The sequence below is a fragment of the Solwaraspora sp. WMMB335 genome (genome assembly GCF_049179075.1).
GTDB lineage: Bacteria > Actinomycetota > Actinomycetes > Mycobacteriales > Micromonosporaceae > Micromonospora_E.
The window spans coordinates 769882-787650 of sequence record NZ_JBMHMF010000001.1 but is presented as its reverse complement, the minus strand read 5'-3'; the positions used below and the strand labels follow the sequence as shown (position 1 = coordinate 787650).

General features: G+C 72.4%; 11 protein-coding genes. 10 read left to right on the top strand and 1 reads right to left on the bottom strand.

All coding sequences use genetic code 11. The features are described from left to right. Positions 1–174 precede the first annotated feature (174 nt). From ACN27F_RS03035 to asnB, 9 genes are all read left to right on the top strand, one after another. Positions 175–1461: an MFS transporter gene (locus ACN27F_RS03035; protein WP_421431028.1), complete on the top strand. Its 1287-nt coding sequence runs from the start codon at positions 175–177 to the stop codon at positions 1459–1461. Between the two features lie 290 nt (positions 1462–1751). Continuing rightward, entirely contained in the window at positions 1752–4199 is a 2448-nt protein-coding gene (locus tag ACN27F_RS03030; RefSeq protein ID WP_421431027.1) for a penicillin acylase family protein, read from the top strand. A 15-nt stretch (positions 4200–4214) separates the two neighbouring features. After that, positions 4215–6074, top strand: coding sequence for an ABC transporter ATP-binding protein (locus tag ACN27F_RS03025; protein WP_421431026.1), 1860 nt, complete (start codon positions 4215–4217; stop codon positions 6072–6074). 53 nt (positions 6075–6127) lie between these two features. Next, entirely contained in the window at positions 6128–7648 is a 1521-nt protein-coding gene (locus ACN27F_RS03020) for a class I adenylate-forming enzyme family protein (RefSeq protein ID WP_421431025.1), read from the top strand. Further along, entirely contained in the window at positions 7645–9018 is a 1374-nt protein-coding gene (locus ACN27F_RS03015) for a condensation domain-containing protein (protein WP_421431024.1), read from the top strand. The genes ACN27F_RS03020 and ACN27F_RS03015 overlap by 4 nt, the downstream gene beginning before the upstream one ends. Then, positions 9011–10897, top strand: a complete 1887-nt coding sequence (locus ACN27F_RS03010; RefSeq protein WP_421431023.1) for a condensation domain-containing protein — start codon at positions 9011–9013, stop codon at positions 10895–10897. Before ACN27F_RS03015 ends, ACN27F_RS03010 begins: the two co-directional genes overlap by 8 nt. Continuing rightward, on the top strand, positions 10887–12389 hold the full coding sequence (locus ACN27F_RS03005; protein ID WP_421431022.1) for an AMP-binding protein: 1503 nt from the start codon (positions 10887–10889) through the stop codon (positions 12387–12389). The genes ACN27F_RS03010 and ACN27F_RS03005 overlap by 11 nt, the downstream gene beginning before the upstream one ends. Further along, the gene (locus ACN27F_RS03000) at positions 12386–13234 is read left to right on the top strand and encodes an alpha/beta fold hydrolase (protein ID WP_421431021.1); all 849 of its coding nucleotides are present in this window, start codon (positions 12386–12388) and stop codon (positions 13232–13234) included. The genes ACN27F_RS03005 and ACN27F_RS03000 overlap by 4 nt, the downstream gene beginning before the upstream one ends. Positions 13235–13248: 14 nt before the next feature. Then, positions 13249–15090, top strand: a complete 1842-nt coding sequence (gene asnB, locus ACN27F_RS02995) for an asparagine synthase (glutamine-hydrolyzing) (RefSeq protein ID WP_421431020.1) — start codon at positions 13249–13251, stop codon at positions 15088–15090. Here the strand turns inward: asnB and ACN27F_RS02990 are convergent. After that, entirely contained in the window at positions 15069–16133 is a 1065-nt protein-coding gene (locus ACN27F_RS02990) for an LLM class flavin-dependent oxidoreductase (RefSeq protein WP_421431019.1), read from the bottom strand. The two genes, asnB and ACN27F_RS02990, sit on opposite strands and share 22 nt — an antisense overlap. Positions 16134–16201: 68 nt before the next feature. Between ACN27F_RS02990 and ACN27F_RS02985 the strand changes: the two genes are divergently transcribed. Further along, a complete protein-coding gene (locus ACN27F_RS02985) occupies positions 16202–17767 on the top strand; it encodes an amino acid adenylation domain-containing protein (RefSeq protein ID WP_421431018.1) in 1566 nt (521 codons plus the stop codon). Positions 17768–17769 lie beyond the last annotated feature (2 nt).

The window sequence follows — 17769 nt, the reverse complement described above, 5'->3', positions numbered from 1 at the left end:
GGGCCCGCGTCGAACGAGCCGGCCACGAGGTGCGGAGCCGCGGCGCGCAACGGCTCCGCGGTAAGGATCTTCGACGACCGGACCCGAGTGGCGGACCGTGCCTCAGTTCATCACGACTGCGACAACAACCGCTACTCTGTTGGCAATCGTTGTCGTTTCCATGACTGGAGATCGATGCGTATGCTCGACGACGCTGTCGGGACCCACGCCAGGCCGGTGCCCCTGCTGCGCAGCCTGTCCTTCCTCCGGTTGTGGACCGGCACGATGGCCTCCGGCGTGGCGACGTGGGCGCTGCCGTTCGTCCTCGGACTGGCGGTGCTCGACCGGTCGCTGACCGCGGCCGAGCTCGGAGTGCTCCTGGCCACCCGCACCGCGGGCTTCCTCGTCGCCGTGCCGGTCGGCGGCGTGCTGGCCGACCGGTACTCGCGGCGGCGGACGGTGCTGGGGTCCGGGTTGATGGCCGCCGTCGCCGCGCCCGTGATGGCGATGAGCCTGGGCCGGTCACTCTTGCTGGCCGCGGTCGCGGCGGCGGTGATGGGCGCCGGGCAGGGCGCGTGCCGTCCGGTCTTTCAGGCGCTGACCGCCGAGGTCGTCGCCGAGCCGCAGCGGCAGCAGGCGAACGCCGCGATCACCCTCGCGGTCCGGGTCACCACCCTGGTGGCGCCGACCCTCACCGCCCTGCTGGCCGCGGTCGTCTCCACCCCGGTGCTGTTGTGGGGCGTCGGCGCGCTGTGGCTGGTGGCGGCGCTGATCCCGCCCGCCGGAGCCGGCTCGCCCGTCCCGTCCGCCACCAGGCCGAACGTCCTGGCCGAATTCGCCGACGGCGTGCGTGAGGCCCGCCGGCACCCCTGGTTTCTCGCCGGCCTGGCCGCGCTGACCGCGGTGATCACCACCGGATACTCGGCCACCTTTGTCGTCCTGCCGCTGGTCAGCCGGGACCGCTACGACAACGAGGCCGTGCTGGCCGCCGCGATGACCACGTACACCATCGGTGCGCTCGTCGGCGCCATGATCATTGCGAGATGGCGGCCCCGGGCCCAGGGCTGGGCGGCGCTCGCCGGGCTCTCGCTCTACGGGTTCGCGCCGCTGAGCCTGCTCCTGCCGGTACACCCGGGACTGATCATCGCCGCGTACGTGCTCGCCGGCATCGGCGTCGAGCTGTTCAACGTGCCGTGGTTCACCGCCGCCCAGCGCGAGATCGAGCCGGCCAAACTCGCCCGGGTCTCCTCCCTGGATTTCCTGCTCTCCTATGGCCTCGCACCCGTCGGTCTCGCGCTCATCGCCCCTGCGATCGACCAGTTCGGCGCGACCGCGGTCCTCGCCGTCTGCGCGGTGGTCTGCTTCGCCGCACCGGCTGCCGCGGCGCTGGTGCCATCGTCGCACGGCTTCACCGTCGCCGATGAGCGCCGCGTCCCCGGCCGCCGCGATCGTGTCCGGACCCGACCGCCGGTACCGGGATGACGATCTCCGCGTACCCCCGTGGAGGGCGGCGAGGCGCCACCCGGACCCGCACTGCTTCGGCGCCGTGCCGGTTGCCCTTGATAAGTAGGTGATCGTCCGGTTCATTCGCAGAGGTGGCACTAGTCCTGATCGAAGCCGCGTGAGCAAACATTACATTCGCATGGTCTTTCCGGGGCGCTTCGAGCGTGCGAGGATCATCGTCGATGTAGCGATTCGGTGTCCGCCGATGCCGTTATCGTTCTCCCCACGTTCCTGGCGGGTCCGCCGCGTTCGGCAGAGAGGCGAATCGCATGCAGAGCGCTGGCGGTCCCACGGGCACGAGACGGATCCTGCTGGCCGCCGTCATGGCGGCCGTCACGGCCGGAGCCACCATCCTCGTCGGTGGGTCGGCCGCCACCGCGGCTCCCGGCCGCGGACGGACCTGGGCCCTGGTCCAGTACACCGAGTACGGTATCCCGCACATCTCGGCGACCTCGTTCACCGGCCTCGGTCTCGGCTACGGATACGCCGCAGCCAAGGACAACGTCTGCGCCCTCGCCGACATCTACCTGACGGTGCGTGCCGAGCGATCCCGGTACCTGGGCGCGGACGCACCCGCCAGCGACCTGACCGCCGCCGTCAACAGCCTGCACAGCGACCTCTACTTCGGACGTATCAAGGCCAGCGGCGTGGTCGAGCGGCTGGCCCGTACCCGGGCGCCGCTCGGGCCGCGCCCCGAGGTCGCGGACCTGGTCCGTGGCTACGTCGCCGGCTACAACCGGTACCTGCGCCAAACCGGTGTCGACCGGATCTCCGATCCCGCCTGCCGCGGTGCCGCCTGGGTCCGGCCGATCAGTGACATGGACGTGTACCGGCACGTCTACGCCGTGACGACGATGAGCGGGGCGGGCAGCCTCGCCAACGACATCGTGACCGCCGCGCCCGCCGCCGTGGCCTTCACCACCGCGGCCACGCAGGTCGATCCCGCCACCGCGGCACACCGCATCGCCGCGGCCGTCGAAGCGCGGCGCGTGGATCAGGAGCTGGGTAGCAATGCGATCGCCGTCGGCGACCAGGGCAGCCGTGGAGTGCGCGGCGCACTGCTCGGCAACCCGCACTTCCCCTGGCAGGGAGCCCGTCGGTTCTGGCAAAGCCACCTCACCATTCCCGGCCGGCTGGATGTCTCCGGGGCGAGCCTGCTCGGCCTGCCCATGGTCCTCGTCGGCCACAACCAGAACGTGACCTGGAGCCACACCGTTTCGACGGCGGCGACCATCGGTCTGTTCGAGATGCCGACCACGCCGGGTCGGCCCACCGAGTACGTCGTCGACGGCGCTGCCGAGCCGACGACGACCCTGGACGTCAGCGTCGAGGTCCGACAGCCGGACGGCTCCCTCGACACGGTCGAGCGGACCTTCCACGAGACCCGCTACGGGCCGGTCATCGCCAGTGCGTACGGCATCCCGCTGCCCTGGGGCGCCACCCTGCACACGGTCCGGGACGCCAACGCCACCAACCTTCGGCTGCTCAACACCTGGCTCGGCATCGGTACCGCGCGGGATACCACCAGCGTCGCCCGGGCACTGGCAACCAGCCAGGGCGCGCCCTGGGTCAACACCGTCGCCGCTGACCGCTACGGCCACGCACTCTACGCCGACTACCAGGTGGTTCCACACGTCACCGACGAGCACGCCACCCGCTGCGGTACGGCACTGGGCCGGCAGATGTTCCCCCTCGTCGGCATCTCGGTGCTCGACGGGGCACGGAGCGACTGCGCCTGGGCGCGCGACGACGACGCTGTCGAACCCGGCATCTTCGGGACGGGCCGGCTGCCCAGCCTCACCCGCCGCGACTACGTCGCCAACTTCAACGACAGCCCGTGGCTGACCAACGCCCAGGCCCCACTGACCGGCTATCCGCGTGGCGTCGGCGACGTCGGCACGCAGCGTTCCTTCCGTACCCAGGAAGGACTCCTGTCGGTCGAGGCCCGGATCGCCGGCACCGACGGACTACCCGGTCGCGGCCACTCCCTGGACACCCTTGCCGGCGCCTTCTACGGCAACCACGCCCGGGTGGCCGACCTCGCCCACGACGGCGTCGTGCGGATGTGCGCGGCGTTCCCCGACGGTAAGGCGCCGTCCACCGGCGGTGGACTGGTGGACGTCACCGACGGCTGCGCGGCGCTGGCCGCCTGGGACGGCTCGTTCCGGCTCGACAGCCGCGGCGCGCTGCTGTTCAGTTGGTTCATCTCGTACGCCGGACGGATCGCCGGCGGCTACTGGCAGCATCCGTTCGACCCGGCCGAACCGCTGACCACTCCACACACCCTTGCCGGGGACCAGCCGCAGGTGCAGCGGGCTTTCGGCGACGCGGCACTGCTGCTGGAGAACGCCGGCGTCCCCCTGGACGCCCCGCTCGGCGACCATCAGTCGGTGACCCGGGCGGGCATGACGATTCCGGTACCGGGCACCGCGCCGCACGTCGGTCTGCTGAACGTGGTGATGCCGGTCTGGGATCCAGCGCGGGGAAACGTCGATGTCTCGTCCGGGTCGAGCTTCGTGCAGGTCGTCGAGTTCCGTCCGGGCCGCGCGCCCCGGGCGAAGACCGTGATGACCTACTCGCAGTCGGCTGACCCGACCTCACCGCACCACGCCGACCAGACCCTGCTGTTCTCGGCGGGACAGTGGGTCAGCGGCCGGTTCACCCCCCGTGAGATCAGGGCCTCACCCGTCTGGCGGGCAGCGGTCGTGACCGAATAGTGGGAGGTGTCGGTCGTGGCGGAGAGCGGTATCGGCTGGGTAGCGCTCGGCTCGCTGGTCGGTAATGGTCCCGCCGAACGCAGGCTGGCCCCGGGAACGCTGCGCCGCATACTCCGCTACGCCCGCCCGTACCGCGTCGGCCTGCTCATCCTCTGCCTGCTCGTGCTGGCCGGCTCCGCTGCGATCGTGGCGACCCCGCTGCTCCTGCAGGCGATCGTGGAGGTGGGCATCGCCCGCCAGGACACCACGGCGGTCGCCGCGCTCGCCACCATCGCGGCCATCGTCGCGGTGGGGGAGGCGCTGCTCAGCTACGCGCAGCGGATGGTGTCCGCACGGATCGGTGAGTCCATCATCTTCGACCTGCGCACCGAACTCGTCCGGCACATCCAGCGCATGTCGCTGACCTTCTTCACCCAGGTACACACCGGTGCGCTGGTCTCGCGGCTCAACACCGACGTCATCGGTGCCCAACGGGCACTGACCTCGACACTGGCCGGCCTGCTCGCCAACGTGGTCGCGGTCGTCTCGGTGATCGTCACCATGTTCGTGGTCTCCTGGCCCGTCGCGGTGATCGCGGTGCTGCTGCTGCCCGCCTTCTTCGTGACCGGGCAGGTCGTGGCCCGTGGCCTGCGGTCCGTAGCCCGGGCCCAGATGGGTGTCAACGCGGAGATGGCGTCCACCGCCGCGGAGCGGTTCAGCGCCTCCGGGGCCATGCTGGTCATGCTCTACGGCCGCGACCACGACGAGGCCACCGCCTTCTCCCGTCACGCCGGCCGGGCCAGGGAGCTCGGGGTCGTCTCGGTCCGTCGTGGACAGATTCTCATGGTCACCCTCACCGGCGTCGCCGCGATCGCGACGGCAGGCGTCTACGGACTCGGTGGTGTACTGGTGACCGAGGGATCGATGCAGCTCGGGGCGCTCATCGCGCTCGTCGCCCTGATCGGACGGCTGTACGGCCCGATCGCCGGGCTGATCAACGTGCATGTGGACGTGATGAATGCGATGGTCAGCTTCGAACGCGTCTTCGCCATCCTCGACCTGAAGCCTCCGGTGGTCGACTCGGGCCGCAAGGGTCCCGTCGACCCGACCGAGCCTCCGCGAGTGCGCTTCGACCAGGTCAGCTTCGCCTATCCCGCGACCGACCAGCTCACCACGGCCGGCCTCGACGAGGTACGGCTGCCCGGACGACGCAGCGGGACCAGCGTACTGCACACCGTGTCGTTCGAGCTGCGGCCCGGCACGGTCACCGCGCTCGTCGGCCCTTCCGGGGCGGGTAAGTCCACGATCGGGCACCTGCTCGCCCGCCTGTACGACCCGGACAGCGGGTCGATCCGGATCAACGGCATCGACCTGAGGGACTACCGGCTCGGAGCGGTCCGGGCCGCGGTCGGAGTGGTCAGTCAGGAGACGTTTCTGTTCCACGACACCATCCGAACCAATCTGTGCTATGCGCGGCCGGACGCGTCCGACGCCGACCTGTACCGGGCCTTGGAGGCCGCACAGTTGCTGGAGTTCGTACAGGGACTGCCGCTTGGACTCGACACCGTCGTCGGGGACCGCGGCCAGCGGCTGTCCGGCGGAGAGCGGCAACGGCTCGCCCTCGCCCGGTTGTTCCTCAAGAGTCCGGTGATCGTGGTCCTGGACGAGGCGACCGCTCACCTCGACGGCGTGTCCGAACGGCTTGTTCAGCAGGCGCTGCGCGAAGTCCTGCGCGGACGGACCGCCCTGGTCATGGCACACCGGTTGTCGACCATCCGATCGGCCGACGCCATCGTGGTGATCGCCGACGGCAAGGTCGTCGAGAAGGGCGGCCACGACACACTGCTCGCGCGAGAAGGGCTCTATGCCTCCCTGTACCGGAGCTCGGGGCGATGAGGTACGGCCCGGCCCGGTCGGTAGCCGGGACCACCACCGTGAGGAGACCAGCTGTGAGCATCCCGACCACCAGCCGCGCCGACCTCGTCGGGCGGATCGAGGAGTTGGCCCGCGATCACCCGGACACCGTCGCGTTCGCCGTCGCGGCGCCCGACGGCGCACTGGAGTCGCTGACCTACGCGCAGCTGTTGGCCACCAGCCGCCGGTTCCGCGACCACCTGCGGCGCCTCGGCACCGGCCCCGAGACGTTGATCGTCCTCGACCTGGACAACGACCCGCTCTACCTGAGCTACCTCTTCGGTACCTGGATGCACGGCGGCTCGGTCCTGCCGATCAGCACGACCCTGCCGGTCGCGGACAAACAAGCGTTGCTCGGTCTGGTCAAGGACGCGATCGGCCCGACCCTGGTCCTGGACGCCGCCGCCGGCGCGCAACTGCGGGAAACGCTGCTGGCCGGCGGCGGCGCGTCGGCGGGGGCGCCGCCGACGCGGCCGCCGTCGACCGGCGACGAACGGTCCGCGCCGTACCTGTACCTCACCTCGGGCGGTTCGACCGGGCTGCCGAAGGTGGTGTCGTACACGTTCCGCGGCGTCGGCCGGTCCAGTTCGCCGCATGCGACGGGCGTACCCGAACCCGGCGGCGTGGACGGGACCCGGCTGGTCTGCGGCGACCTGTACAGCACCGGCAAACTCACGCTGGCGTTGCACGTTGTGCTGACCGGCTGCCGGGTCATCACGATGCGAGACTTCGCGGTCGACACCGTCACCGCCGTCCTGCGCGAGCACACGGTCTACTCCCTGTGCCTGTCGCCGTTCCACATGGGACGAATTCTGGTCCATCCCGACCTGGAAACATCGGTCTACCGCCGCCTCGATCGGGTCTCGCACGGCGGCACCCAATGTCCCCAATGGGTCAAACGTGGCTGGATCGGGCTCGTCGGGGCCAAGCGCGTCCACGAGGTGTACTCGAGCAGCGAGGTCGGCGGATCCGCCCGCCCCATCATGTGCGACGGGCAGGAGTGGCTGCGGCGACCGGGCACCGTCGGTCGCGGCCAGGGTATCCGCATCCTCGACGAGCAGGGCAAGGACGTGGCACCCGGCACCATCGGCGAGGTGTTCGTGGCCCAGAGCTCCGGCCCGGCGAACTACTACGTCGGCAGCAGCGAACTGCGCGTCGCCGCCGACGATCCGACGTACGTCAGTGTTGCCGACCTGGGCTGGCTCGACGAGGACGGCTACCTGTTCATCGCCGACCGGCTGTCGGAAGCCCTGCGGATCGATGGACAGACCGTGTACCCGTCCATGCTCGAAGAGGTGATCGGCGAGCACCCGCTGGTCGCCGACGTCGCGGTCGTCGGAGTGGTCGACGCCGGGGGACGGCTCCTCCTGCACGCCGTGGTCGAGCCGGTCTCCCACGCGGCCGGCCGGCTCGACGGGAACACCGTCCTCGACCACTGCCGGCAGCGGCTGGACGAGGCGCGGGTTCCACGAACGGTGCAGTTTACCGAACGGCTGCCACGGACCCGGGAGGGCAAGATGCGTCGGTCCGTCGTCCGTGAGATCGCCGCCGGATGAGCTCACGGGCACACCTGGTGGGCATCCTGCGGGAGACGCTCGAGGTCGACGAGACCGCCTTCGACCGGTCGTTCCTCGACGCCGGCGGGAACTCGCTGCGGGCCGCCCTGATCGTGGACGCGGCCGAGTCCACCGGCATCGACATCGGCATCGACCAGTTGTACCGGGCACCGACCCTGTGGGCCGTGGTCGAGACGGTGCGGAGCCCGGGCGACGGCGCCCCCGACGCGCTACCACTGACCAGGGCGCAGCGAGCGCTGCTGGAGCATACCGGGCCGACCCGCTCGCGGTGGCGCCTCGCGGTCCTGCGTCCACGAGGTGCTTCGGGCTGGAACGACCAGTCGTTGGAGGTCGCTGCCCGCAGCGTGCTCAGCCGGTACGACGCGCTGCGGGTCCGGCTCACCGTCGACGGGACTCCGGCACAACGCATCACCGATCCGCCGGTCACCGAGGACGTCCTGACCCGGATCCGGCTCGACGGCAGGCCGAACGGATGGGACCTGCACCGGCTGTTGCCCGATCCGCGTCAGGTGGGCGCGGTGCCGTTGACGCACTTCGTCCTGCTCGACCACGACGGTCCGGACCATCCGTGGCTGCTCGTCGCCATCCACCCGGTAGTCTGCGACGCCACGTCCTTCGACCGGGCCGTCCGGACGCTCCGATCGACCGTCGCCGTGGTCCTCGACGGCGAGCCGGTCGTGACGCAGCCGGCCCGACCGACCTGGCGCGACTGGTGTACCAGGCAGACCGACACCGGCGCCACCGGACCGGAACCGGGCCGTGCGCCGAATCCGGGGCCGCCCGACGGCGCAGGCACATCCACGGCCCCCGACCCGGCCGGCCGGGTGGTCCCCGGTACCAGTGCGGCACCACCGGGCACGACAGTGCCGTCAGCCGTCGGCACGGTGCTGGCACAGGCTCACGGCATGCAGGAACTCGACATCCCGGTCGACGACCCGACGGAGGATCATGCGGTCACAGCTCTGGGGGCACCACCGGGAACCGATCTCGTCGGCTGCTACGCCACCGTCCCGGACCGGCACGTGGTTCCCGGTGGCGCGCCGGCCGCGCCGGCCCGGCGGAGGACGACCGCCGTCGCGGTACCTGAGATCCGGATCCGGCCACCGGACCGGGACAGCCGGGTCGTCACGCCCCCCGGCACGGCGGCGGGTCTGCTGGTCGAGGTCCGGGTGACTGCCGACACGGTCGATCTGACCTGGTACGTGGACGAGCGCGCGCACGCCACCGCCGCAGTGGCAGCCACCGCACACCAGGTCACCGGACTGCTCAACCGGCTGGACTCTCGCGTCACCACCGCTCACACGGTGGTCCCGACCGGCGCGGACTGGGCGGGAGCGGGCGATGGATGAACCCGCGCGGCCGTTGAGCCGCAGCCAGTTCTTCTGGATCTTCCAGATGCTCGAAGCGCCGCCGGCGCTGCGGCACCAGTACGTGACGACCCGGCTGGTCGCGCTCCCGCCCGGATGCCGGACCACGGACGTCTCGGCCACCGTGCAGGCGGTCGCCGCCCGGCACGCGGCGTTGCGGACCAGGGTCGCGCACCGCCCAGGACTGGGCATGGCCGCGGTCGTCGATCCGGCCACCGACACCGACGTGCCGGTACGGCGGCTGGAGGACTGCGGGTACGTCGGCGTGACCGGCCTGGTCGACGACCTCAGCCGCCGGTCGGCCGACATCGAGACGTACTGGCCGATGCAGGTGGCCCTGCTGACCCTCGACGAGCAGCCGAGGTACCTGGCCGTCGCCATCCACCGGCACGTCGCCGACCTTGACGCGCTCGGACTGCTCGACCGCGAGTTCAGCACCCTGCTCGGTGCCCGGCTCAGCAACACCGAGCCGGTACTGCCCGCCGCCGGCACCATCGACGAGCGCCTCGCCCATGAATCCGACACCGCCCGGCGGACACAGCGGCGGCAGGCCCGCGAGCACTGGGCCAGGCTGCTGCGCGGCGTACCGACGGTGTCGTTGCCGTTCCGGGCCGCGCGCGGCGGCCTCGGCACCGTGCGGACGCTGACCCTGACGTCGCCGGCGCTGGCGCTGGCGCTGCCCACGGTGGCCCGTCGGTGCGGGCAGGCCACGGCCGGCGTGGTGCTCGCGGCGGCCAGTGTGGTGCTGCGCTGCTACACCGGATCGTCGGTACGCTGGTCCCTGGTGTCGGACAAAGGGGTACGCCCGGGTGCCGGCCCCACGGTCGAGACCCGACTGCAACCGGTCATCGTCGATGTCGACATCCCGCCACGGACACGGTTCGCGGCGGCCGTCGCGGCCACCGCCGGGGCCATGCTGCACGCCCAACGTTTCGCCGACTACGACTACGCCGACTTTCTCGACGACCGGTCCGCGCTCTGGACGAGCCGTGGCGGGCTCACCCACGTCGACGCGTACTACCATGCCATGGCCGGTACGGCCGGCGACGGCTACACCGGCCGCACCCGCCGCATATCGGCCGGCGTTCGGGCGCGTACCACCATCGAGTGGGGAACGGTCGACAGCGCCAAACGCGGACTGGAACTGTCCGTCGCGGACTCCGAGGACGGTTGCGTACTGGCCCTGATGGCCGAACGCCGGGTCTTCGACGACCCGGCCATGCTGACCGTGCTGCGGGCCGTCGAGTCGCTGCTGTGTGACGTCGCGGCCGGCGCCGACCCCACCCCTGACGAGGTCGCGGCCACGCTGCCCGCCGACTGGCCACGCCCTGCGGACGGCTGCTTTGCCCGTGACGGGGTGTGGGCCGACCCGGAACTCATGCGCGACCTCTGGCTGGCCGATCCGCGGGTGCGTACGGCCCACGTCGGGCCGGCCGGTGACGGCGACCCACGGCTGGTCGCCCGACTCGAGGTGGTCGGCGACCTGCCCGATCCGCTGCACCCGTTGCTGGCGCACTGGGACCATCCGGGTGTCGTGCGGCCCGACGAGATTCTGGTCCGACCCGCGACGGCGGGCCCGCCGGCACCGCCGGCACCGCCGGCGGACCGGTCGCAGGTCACGGCGTTGCTGGCCGCCGTCCGGCAGGTGACGGCCAACCCGACGGTACGGGGAGACGACAGCTACCACGCGCAGGGCGGCCACGCCGCCCTGGTGCCGAGCATCCAGCGCAGCCTGGAACTGGCCGGCTGGACCGGCCTGCGCGGCCGGGCACTGCTCGGACCGCAGCCGCTGGAACAGGTCGCGACATCGCTGGAAACCAGGCCGGCGACGCACCGCGGGGAGACCCTCGATGCGCACTGACCCGTCGCCCTTGGGAGTCGATCTGCTCGACCCGGTCCGGACCTGGGCGGCACGACGCCCCGACGCCGTCGCCGTCGCCACGGCCGGTACCTCGATCCGGTACGCCGCCCTGGTGGCGGCGGCCGACAACCTGGCCGCGGCGCTGATCGGGGCGGTGCCCGACGACCGCCCCGACGATCCGGTCGCGTTGTGTGTGCGTCCGGACGGGACACTGCCGGTCGGGCTGCTCGCCGCGCTGACCGCCGGCGTCGCTCCACTGGTGGTCGACCGCTCGTGGCCCGAGCCGGCCGTCACCGGCATGGCCCGTCTCGCCGGTGTCGGCCCGGTCGTGGCCGCCACCGAGGACCTGTGCCGCTGGGGCCGGGTCGGCACCGGCCCGGTCCTGCCGGTACGGCTGCGGGGCCCACGTCCCGGACCCATCCGGTACCGCGGACCGACCCGGGACGGCTACCTCACCTGCCCGGTCGGCGCCACCGAGCCGACCGCCGTGCGCCGCATCGACCAGGAGTCGGTCGCCCGTGCGGTCGGTGCCGCCGTCGTCGGCACCGGGCTCGGCCCGTGCGACAGCGTGCTCTACCGTGGCGGGGCGACCTCGGGTACCGCGCCTCTGCGGATGCTGCCGGCACTGGCCACGGGCGCCCGCGTGGTCCTGGCCAGCCGGGCCGAACGGCACCATCTGGTGTACGCGCTGGAAGCGATCTGGCGGGAAGGGGCCACGGTCGCCGAACTGACCGCTGCCGAGATCCGTGTCCTGTTGGGTGCCGGTGACCGGCTGGCGTACCTGCTCCTGGCGGCCCGGGAGACGCTCCGCGTCGTCTGGCTCGTCGCCGGGACGCTGGACAGCGCCGACGAGGAGGCGTTCCAGCGCCTGCTCGGGGTGCGGCTGGTCCCCGCCGACGCCGGGCTCGTACGGCGCGCCGACGAGCCGGCGGTGCCCGGCCTGGAGCACTGGCCGGGCACCGGAGGGGCCGTTTTGGTCGACGGGGTACCCGGCGACCTCGCCAGTGTGGAGCGGATCATCGTCGGCCATCCGGCCGTCTCGGACGCGGAACTGGCCGGACCTGGGCCGGCCGGCCTGAGCGCCCGGATTCGACTGGCCGACCCGAATCCGACCGACCCCTTCGACACGATGGTGCTCACGGAGTGGCTGGAATCGATGCTGCCTCCGGAGTTCGTTCCCCGGACGATCACTGTGGATGGTGTGTCGGCCGTGGTAGCCGGGCCGGCACCGGAGACGATCGAGGCATGGCTGCCCCTCGTCCGTGGCATCGTCTCGGAGGTGCTGGACGGGGCACCGGTCGACCCGACGGACAACTTCTTCGCCGTCGGCGGCAACTCGTTGCGTACCGCGTTGCTGGTCGACCAGATCAACGACGACCTCGGCGTCGAGATGTCGATCGGCGCGGTGATGGAAAGCCCGACGATCGCCGACTTGGCGGCGCTGGTGGCCGGAGCCGCCGGCGGGCCGCCACCGGACACCACGACCGGATGAAGGGCCACACGGCCGAAGCAGAGAAGGGACAGTACGTGGAGCGAACCCCGCCACCGCCGACCCGGGCACTGGCCGTCAAGCTCAACGGTGCCGGAGGCGCCCGTACGGCCATGCTCTATCCCGGAATCGACGGCGGCGTGGACGTCGCCACCCACTTCAGCGCCAGGCTGCCGGGATGGACCGTGTATGGCGTCCTGACCGCGCCGGCGGTACCTGCCGGCGACTCGATCTCGGCCATGGCGGCCCGGGGACTCGCCGCGATGGCCCGCAAAGGCCGACCCGACCCGGACTGTGTGATCGGCTTCTCGTTCGGCTGCTTCGTCGCCCTCGAAGCGGCCCAGCAGCTGTGGTCGGCGGGCCGACCCGCGCCGACCCTGGTCCTGATCGACGCGCTGATCCGCCTCGGCGCGCAGGAGGTGCCGACCGCCGTCGAGTCGATCTGGCAGTTCGCCCGCACCGCGGGGCTCACCGCCAGCCTGGCCGAGTTCACCGCGTGGGACGTGCCGGACCGGATCACCGCGATCATCCGGGACTGTGCCCGGACCCTCCGCGGACTCGACCTGGAGACCGGCCGGCGGCTCTACGACAACATCGAACGCGGTGCCGAGGCGCTGTCCGGCTACCAGGTCGCGGCGTACCCGGGGGCGACCGGGGTCGTCGTCGCCAGCGACTCGACGCTGACCAGGCCCGATCCGCAGCTGTGGCGGGAGGTGTTCACCGGTCGGTGCGAGGTGACCGTCGTCCCCGGCACACACATCGAGCTGATGTCCCCGCAACGCGCCGACGACGTCGCCGCCGCGGTGCGCTGGCTGACCGACGGGCTGACCCGCCCGGCCGGCAGCTGACGGGGCGGGCCGCGATGTGTGGCATCGCCGGCTGGGTGGCCTTCGAGCGGGACCTCCGGCAGCACCGGACGACGGTCGCCGCGATGACCGCGGCGCTGGCCCACCGTGGGCCGGACGACGACGCCGTCTGGTGCGACCGGCGGGCCGCGATCGGCCACCGCCGGCTGGCGGTGATCGATCCGGACGGCGGGGCCCAGCCGATGGTCGCGCGTCTTCCCGGCGGGCCGGTCGTCATCGGCTACGGCGGCGAGACCTACAACCACCGCGGTCTGCGCGACGAACTGCGTCGGCACGGCCATGGCTTCCACAGCAGCAGCGACACCGAGGTGGTGCTCCGGGCCTACCTGGAGTGGGGTGACGAGTTCGTGCACCGGTTGACCGGCATGTACTCGGTGGCGCTCTGGGACGGTCGCCGGGAGCGGCTGCTTCTGGTCCGGGACCGGCTCGGCGTCAAGCCGATGTACTACCGGCTGACCGACGACGGTGTGCTGTTCGGATCGGAACCGAAGGCACTGCTGGCCCATCCGCTGGTACCGGCGGTCCTCGACGGGGACGCCCTGCGTGAGCTGGCCGGCCTGACCGCCACCCCCGGCTACAGCGTGTGGCGCGGCGTCCGGGCCCTCCGGCCGGGACACCTGCTGGTGGCCGACCGGACCGGCGCCACCGAACACGCCTACTGGCACCCGACGGCGGCCGGTCACGACGACGACCCCGTACTGGCCGCCACGACGGTGCGCGACCTGCTCGCCGACATCGTCACGACACAACTCGTCGCCGACGTTCCGGTCGGACTGCTGTTGTCCGGCGGACTGGACTCCAGCGTACTGACCGCGCTGGCCGCCGCGCACGGGCCCGACCGGACACCGGCCACCTTTTCACTCACCCTGGCCGGCCCGCACGGCGTCGCCGGCCACGACGAGCAGGACGTCGACCGCCCGTACGTGGAGCAAATCGTCGCCGCGATCGGCAGCGACCACCAGACGGTGCGGGTCGATCCGGTCTCCGCGGCCGCGCCGGCCGTCCGTGCGGCGACCGTGACGGCCCGCGACGCCGCCGCCGGGATGGCGAACCTGGACGGCTCCCTCTACCTGTTCCTGCGGGAGGTACGTCGGCACCGCACCGTGGTGCTGTCCGGCGAGGGAGCCGACGAGATCTTCGGTGGATACCGGTGGTTCCACGATCCGGGGGCACAGGCGGCCGCGACGTTTCCGTGGCTCGCCCCGCCGTCGTCGCGGGGCGACCCGGTCGCGGACGCGGCGGCCGGCCGCACACCGCTGTCGGCCGCGTTCAGCGCCGACCTGCAGCTGTGGTCCTACGTCGACGCGCGGTACCGGGAGGCACTGGCCGAAGTGCCCGGCGACGACCGGGGCGATGCCACCGAGCGGCGACTTCGCGAGATCGGACACCTGCACCTGACCCGGCTGCTACCCGCGCTGCTGGAACGCAAGGACCGCATCGGGATGGCGCTCGGCCTGGAGATCCGGGTGCCGTTCTGCGACCATCGGCTCGTCGACTACGTGTTCGGCACCTCATGGTCCGTGCGGGCCGCGGACGGGCGCGAGAAGTCACTGCTGCGGGCGGCGACCGCCGATCTGCTGCCGGACCCGGTCAGGCGCCGGCGCAAGAGCCACTACCCGTCGATGGTGGGTCGGCGGTACCTGGCCGAGGTACAGCGGCAGGTCGCCGACCTGGTCGCCGAGGACTCCTGCGACGCGCTGCGGTTCTTCGACGGCCGATGGCTGCGCCGCGCGGTCGCCGTCGACCCCGGCGATCTCGACCAGACGGGACGCGGGATGCTGGAGTGGTTGCTGGAAGCGTCGACCTGGTTCCAGCTCTACCGGCCGAGGCTTCCGTGAGGTGGGGGCAGGTCCGCGGCAGCGGTGACCGCCACCAGGTCGGTGGCGCGTCGCAACAGCTCTCGCGCCCACCGGAAGTCGGCCTCGGTCGGCGCCAGGTCGACGACGACCGCGCGGACCCCGCCGGCCAGCACCGCCGCCAACACCGGGGCCAGCGTCTCGACGCCGCCGACCAGGTACGGGCAGTCCGCGCGCAGGCTGCGCATGGGCGCGGTCCACAGATGGCCCACCTCGGGACGCCCGGCGGCGGATGGGCGGACCGCCTCCCGCCGCCAGACGGCGTCGGTGTACCGCAGCGCGGCGACGGCGGCCCTTTCGAGGTCCGGATCGTGCGGGTAACGTTCCCGGGCGACCCGCCATGCCTGCTCATCGTCCGCGCGGACGATGAGGCCGGCGTAGACCCCGGTCTGGTCGGGCGTGCGAAGGTCGGTCGGGAACATCCCGACGTGGACCGCGTCCAGTGCCCGGGCGGTCTCCCGGGCGGCCGGGGAATGCCCGGCCACGAACGGAACCGGTCGCAGGCCGTCGCCGGCCGGCAGCCGCAGCCGGGCCCCACGCAGTCGGTAGAACTCCCCGTCGGCGGTCACCGGCGCGGGATCACCGACCAGGCGCAGGACCAGGTCGGCGTATTCCCGCAGGCGTACGTATCGGCGGTCGTGGTCGGTGTCGTCGCCGAGGGCCAGCCGGTCTGGTGTCGACGTACCGGCGACGAAGTTCAGAAACAGCGGGCGACGGTACCGGTAGCTGAGCGACGAGGCGAGCTGCGCGACCGCGAACGGGTGGTGGTAGACGGGGTTCACCGCGACCAGCGGCACCAGCCGGTCCGACACCGCGAGCGCGTGCTGGCCCACCAACCACGGGTCGACCAGCGTGTCGTTGCCGGTGTGGGCGAGGACGCCGGTGAACCCGTACCGGTCGGCGAGCCGCACCGTGGTGTCGATCTCGTCCCAGGCCCGGGAGGGATCGTGGTTGCGTGGACTGATGGCGAAGGTCCAAGGTGGGACGGGCGTGGGCTCCGGCTCACCGGGCGGCGAAGTGCTCACCCCGCCATTGTCGGCCATCGCTGCACGCGGTTGGGGCCGGGCCGCACCGACGGTCCGGGGCGGGCCTGATGCGTGTCGGGGAGGAACCGCCGCTGGTCTGTGACCGGTTGGCCGAGGTCGTGGCGACGACACCGGACGCCGTGGCGGTCGAGGACGACGCCGGCTTTTTGAGCTATGCACAGCTGTACCGGCGATCCGGAGATCTGGCCCGCCGACTCGTGGCGGCGGGCGCCGGCCCGGAACACAGAGTCGCCGTCTGTCTGCGTCGCGACCGCGGCTTGGTGGTGGCGCTGCTCGCGGTGCTCCGCTGCGGCGCCGCGTTCGTGCCGGTCGACGTGGCCCACCCCGAGCGGCGGCGACAGGAGATCGTCCGCGCCAGCGGAGCCGTCGTCCTGCTGGTCGACGGGGACGCCGGTCCCGACCCGGGTGCTCCACCGATGTCCGTACACGGGCCGCTGGCACACATCGGGACGTGCCGGCTGCCGACGGTCCATCCCGACCAGACGGCGTACGTCATGTACACCTCGGGCTCCACCGGGGCGGCCAAAGGGGTCGTGGTCCCGCACCGGGCGCTTGCCTACTATCTGGACTGGGCGGCCACCCGTTACGTACGGCAGGCCCCGGTCCTGGTGCCGACCTCGCCCGCGTTCGACCTCACGATCACCGGCCTGTTCGCGCCCCTGTTGCGAGGGGCCCGGGTCGTGCTGCTCGCCGACTCCGGGCCGACGGCGCTGGCCGCCGCGCTGACGGGCCGCCGGTGGGGGACGGTCAAGCTCACCCCGTCGCATCTGGACGCGGTGGCGGCGGCCCTGGCGTCACGCCCCGCCGCGACGACCGTGGTGGACGTCCTCGTCGTCGGCGGCGAGGCACTGTTCCGTAACCAGGTCGAGCCGTGGTGGCGCGGTGTGCCGGCAACCGAGGTGATCAACGAATACGGGCCGACCGAGGCGACCGTGGGTTGCTGCGTACACCAGGTGGCGCCGACCGATCCGCAGGCCGTGCCGATCGGCGTCGCGGTGCCGTACGCGTCGGCGACCGTGGACCGCGGCGCCGCGCCCGGCGGCCGGGCCGAGTTGTCCGTCGGCGGGCCGGCCCTGGCCCGCGGCTATCTCGACCGGCCGGGCCTGACCGCGGACCGGTTCCGACCCGATCCCGACCGGCCGGGTGCCCGGCGGTACCGTACCGGTGATCTGGCCAGCGCCGATACCGCCGGTGTGCTGCACTTCCACGGCCGGGTCGACCGGCAGCTCAAGATCCGTGGATACCGGGTGGAGCCGGCCGAGGTCGAGTCGGCGCTACGGACGGTACCCGGGATCCGGGAGGCCGCGGTGTGCGGCCGGCCGGCCGCCGGGCGGACCGTCCTGGTGGCGTACCTCGTCGTCGGATCCGGCGCCGCACCCGACCGGGACACCGTGCGACGGCTGTTGGCGCAGCGACTGCCGGCGGCGAGCGTCCCGGCCCGGTTCGTCGTGGTGCCGGCCCTGCCGCGCACCGCCAACGGCAAGGTGGACCACGCCTGGCTGGCCCGCGAGCCGGACAGCGCCCTACGGGCGGCCGCGGCGGCCCGCCTGCGCTGCGAGCGGGACGCCGCGGTGGCGGCGCGCGGTGCCGGGCACCGGGGCGGGCGGGAGTAGAC

Excerpts from the sequence above, each read along its gene's own strand:
- ACN27F_RS03035 (WP_421431028.1), top strand. The coding sequence starts at position 175 with ATGCGTATGCTCGACGACGCTGTCGGGACCCACGCCAGGCCGGTGCCC.
- ACN27F_RS03030 (WP_421431027.1), top strand. The coding sequence starts at position 1,752 with ATGCAGAGCGCTGGCGGTCCCACGGGCACGAGACGGATCCTGCTGGCC.
- ACN27F_RS03015 (WP_421431024.1), top strand. The coding sequence starts at position 7,645 with ATGAGCTCACGGGCACACCTGGTGGGCATCCTGCGGGAGACGCTCGAG.
- ACN27F_RS03010 (WP_421431023.1), top strand. The coding sequence starts at position 9,011 with ATGGATGAACCCGCGCGGCCGTTGAGCCGCAGCCAGTTCTTCTGGATC.
- ACN27F_RS03005 (WP_421431022.1), top strand. The coding sequence starts at position 10,887 with ATGCGCACTGACCCGTCGCCCTTGGGAGTCGATCTGCTCGACCCGGTC.
- ACN27F_RS03000 (WP_421431021.1), top strand. The coding sequence starts at position 12,386 with ATGAAGGGCCACACGGCCGAAGCAGAGAAGGGACAGTACGTGGAGCGA.
- asnB (WP_421431020.1), top strand. The coding sequence starts at position 13,249 with ATGTGTGGCATCGCCGGCTGGGTGGCCTTCGAGCGGGACCTCCGGCAG.
- ACN27F_RS02985 (WP_421431018.1), top strand. The coding sequence starts at position 16,202 with ATGCGTGTCGGGGAGGAACCGCCGCTGGTCTGTGACCGGTTGGCCGAG.